At 74.2% G+C, this 3,703-nt stretch carries 2 protein-coding genes and 1 pseudogene; 2 read left to right on the forward strand and 1 reads right to left on the reverse strand.

Features of this window, described 5'->3' with window-relative positions; translation table 11 throughout:
* Positions 1-20: 20 nt before the first annotated feature.
* The gene (locus ONA70_RS35225) at positions 21-935 is read right to left on the reverse strand and encodes an ABC transporter ATP-binding protein (RefSeq protein WP_265010806.1); all 915 of its coding nucleotides are present in this window, start codon (positions 933-935) and stop codon (positions 21-23) included.
* Between the two features lie 213 nt (positions 936-1,148).
* Here ONA70_RS35225 and ONA70_RS35230 point away from each other — a divergent pair, with 213 nt between their 5' ends.
* Positions 1,149-2,681 (forward strand): glycosyltransferase family 2 protein, encoded by a 1,533-nt coding sequence (locus tag ONA70_RS35230; protein WP_265010807.1) that lies wholly within the window; start codon positions 1,149-1,151, stop codon positions 2,679-2,681.
* Between the two features lie 107 nt (positions 2,682-2,788).
* Positions 2,789-3,703: pseudogene (locus ONA70_RS35235) on the forward strand (adenylyl-sulfate kinase); the annotation flags it as partial.

Here is a 3,703-nt window from a genome sequence, read left to right on the forward strand (position 1 = left end):
CGTGGATGACGCCGGTCGGCTCAGGCATGGCTGGGCTCCCTCGTGGCGAAGAGTTCGGCCACCCGGTGCCGGCGCTGGTCGAGCCGGTGCAGTGGCAGGTCCAGCTCGGCGACCGCGCCGATGATCTGGTCGTACGTGGCGTCGTCGGCGAGCGGCACCAGCAGCAGCCGCCCTTCCCGGGAGACCGGCAGACCGAGCCCGGCGAGCCGGGCGGCGAGGTCTTCCGTACCCTCGCTCACCTCGACGGCGAGCACGTCGGTGGCGGAGGTCATCGCGGCGACCCGGTCGGCGCGCAGCAGCCGGCCGCCGTCGATGGCGACCAGGGTGTCGCAGATCCGCTCCACCTCGCCGAGCAGGTGCGAGCAGACCAGCACGGAGATGCCGAACTCGGTGCCGATGCGGTGGATGAGGGCGAGCATGGCGTCCCGCCCGGCCGGGTCGAGGCCGTTGGTCGGCTCGTCGAGCAGCAGCAGGTCGGGGTCGTGCACCAGGGCCTGGGCGAGCTTCACCCGCTGTTTCATGCCGGTGGAGTAGCCGCCCACGGCGCGGTGGCGCTCCTCGTGCAGGCCCACGTGGCGCAGCGCCTCGGAGGCCCGTTCCCGGGCGACCGTACGCGGCAGGCCGCTCATCCGGCCCAGGTGGGTGACCAGCTCGGCGGCGGAGAGGTCGGGCGGGAGGGCGTCGTGTTCGGGCATGTAACCGACCCGGGCCCGGACGGCCGCGGGTTCGGTGGTGGGGTCGAGGCCGAGCACGGAGACCCGACCGCTGGTCGGGGCGAGCAGGCCCAGCAGGATCTTGATGAGGGTGGACTTGCCGGCGCCGTTGGCACCGACCAGCCCGATGATCCCCGGCTCGACCGACACCGTGAGGTCGGCCAACGCGGTGACCCGGCCTCCGTACGTCTTGGTCAGCGACTCGGTCGCGAGCAGTGTCACGACGCCAGCGTAGGCACTCGGGGCAGCTCCCGGGGGCGGCTACGACCCCGGCGATTCCCTGATCCCTGGCGATCCGGCCCCTAGGTGCCACTCCCGTCGGGTGAACTGTTGGTAACCAACTTGCAACCGAAGAGGGTGCTCGGGCGTCCATCATGGGGAGCCGGCGTCGCCGACCGGGGCGCGACCGGACCAGACCGAACCCGGGGGAAACTCATGACCGTCGCGGACTGTCCCAAGGTGAGCGTGGTGGTGCCCACGCACAACTGCGGGCCGCACATCGACCGGCTCATCGCATCGCTGGCGCGCCAGTCGCTGCCGCCCGGGGAGTTCGAGGTGATCTTCGTCGACGACGGCTCGACCGACGACACACCACGGCGACTGGAGGACCTGGCGGCCACCCATCCGCACTTCCACGTGGTGCGCCAGGAGAACTCGGGGTGGCCGTCGCGGCCGCGCAACGTCGGCGTGGAACGGGCCCGGGGCGAGTACGTCTTCTTCGCCGACGACGACGACTGGTTCGCGGACGAGGCGCTCGAACGGCTGCACGCCTGCGCCCGGACGTACGACGCGGACATCGTGGTCGGCAAGATGGCCGGGCACGGGCGCAGTGTCCCGCGTGAGCTGTTCCGGAAGAACCGGTTCGACGCCACGCTCGCCAACGCGCCGTTGATCGACAGCCTGACCTGCCACAAGCTGTTCCGGCGGTCGTTCCTCGACAAGCACGAGCTGCGCTTCGCGGAGGGCCCCCACCGCCGGCTCGAGGACCACCGCATGGTGGTCCGGGCGTACCTGCTCTCCGGGCGGACCTGCGTGCTGGCGGACTACACCTGCTACCACCACTACCGCCGGACGGACGCGGGCAACGTGACGGCCAACCGGCTCGACCCGGCGGAGTACTACGCCGCGCTGCGCGAGGCGCTCGACATCGTGGACGCGCACGTCCCGCCGGGGGCGCTGCGCGACCGGCTGCACCGGCGGTGGCTGCGCAACGAGATGGTGGAGCGGTTGCGCGGGCGGCGGATGACCGACGCCCCGGAGGACTGGATCGAGCAGGTCGCCGAGGAGGTCCGGCAGATCATCCGGGAGCGGTTCGCCCCGGGCGTCGCCGCCGGCCTGCCGCCGCTGCACCGCGCCATCGCGTCCCTCGCCGAACAGGGCCGGCTCGCGGACCTGCGCCGGCTGGCCGAGTGGGAGGCGGGGGTCCGGGCGTACGCCGAGACGCCGCGCTGGGAGCTGACCGCTGCCACCCTGGCGATCACCGTCGTGGCCCAGCTCCGCGCCGGCGACCAGCCGATGCGGTTCGCCGCCGACGGTACGGAGCTGCCGCTGTTTCCGGTCGACGGCATCGAGCCGCCGCCAGGCGCCGCCGCGCCAGCCGGGCGGCCGAAGGTCGACCTGGTCGCCCGCCGGCGGGAGACCGAGGAGGAGATCTTCCTGCCGGTCACCGTCGACACCGTGCGCGTACCGGAGGGGGACGCCCTGCAGATCCGGCACCGGGCGACCGCGACGGTGGACTTCGCGGCGTTCAACGGCGGTCGAACGCGGGGCACCTGGCAGTTGAAGGCCCGGGTGACCGGCGCGGGCTGGACGCGGGACGTCGGTCTGGCGCTGCTCGTGCACTGCGCCGCCGATGGCGCCCCGCCCCGGGTGGAGGACGAGCGGACCTTCTGGTCCCGGCTCCGCCGGCTGGTGGCGCGCCGGCTGCGCCGCCGACGGCCCCGGCCGGTGCCGGCGCTGGTGCCGTAGCCGCCCGGCCACTCCGTACTCTGGCAACGGCGGGGCGGGAGTGGCACTCTCGACCGATCGCCGGCCGGCTGAGAAACTGTGGGGCCGGTCGGTGAGTTGGGGGTTCGATGAGCAACGGGTGGCTGCTTCCCGAGGACGTGCTGCGGGACGCGCCGAGCTACGCGCCGCGCACCGGTGAGCTGGCCGATCTGGAGTTGCTGCTGACCGGGGCGTACGACCCGCTGACCGGGTTCATGACCCGCGCCGACCTGGTCTCGCTGAGCCGGCGTGGCCGGCTCCACGACGGCACGCCCTGGCCGGTCGCGGTGACCCTCCAGATGCCGGCGGCGCTGGCCGCGGGGCTGGTGCTGGACGACCCGCAGCGCCGGGCGCTGGTGCTCACCGACGGCGAGGGCGCCCCGGTGGCCGCGATGGACGTCACCGACGTCTGGCCGGTCCGCGAGGGGGTCGTCGGCGTGGGCGGTGGGGTCCGCCGGCTGGGCGACGGGGGCCACGGGACGTTCCGGCGGCTGCGGCGCAGCCCGGAGGAGGTCAAGGCGCTGCTGCCCCCGGGGCGGGTGCTCGGCGTGTTCGCCGACCGTCCGCTGCACCGCCCGCAGCTCGCGCAGATCGCCCACGCCGCCCGCACGCTGGGCGCGCACCTGCTGGTGCTGATCCCGGTCGGCGAGGAGTCGGTCGGCGGGCTGCCGGCCGAGGCGCTCGTCCGCAGCGTGTTCGCCGCCCGCGACCGGATGCCCCCGGCCACCCTGGTGGCGGTGCCGCTGGCCCGTCGCCGGGACGAGATCAGCGACGCCCTGCTGCGCGCCCGGGTGGCCGCCGCCTACGGGGTGACCCACCTGCTCTCCACCGAGGGGATGCTCTCCGGCGCCGGGCTGCGGGTGCTGGTGCCCCGCGAGCTGGCGTACGACAACCGGGACGGGCAGTGGCGCTGGCGGGAGGACATCCCGCCGCGCAACCGGCGGCTGGCCCTCAGCCAGGAGGAGATCGAGGACCTGCTGGACCGGGGCTTCCCGCTGCCCGAG

Origin of the sequence: Micromonospora yasonensis (assembly GCF_026013475.1) — a bacterium.
GTDB lineage: Bacteria > Actinomycetota > Actinomycetes > Mycobacteriales > Micromonosporaceae > Micromonospora > Micromonospora yasonensis.

Excerpts from the sequence above, each read along its gene's own strand:
- ONA70_RS35230 (WP_265010807.1), top strand. The coding sequence starts at position 1,149 with ATGACCGTCGCGGACTGTCCCAAGGTGAGCGTGGTGGTGCCCACGCAC.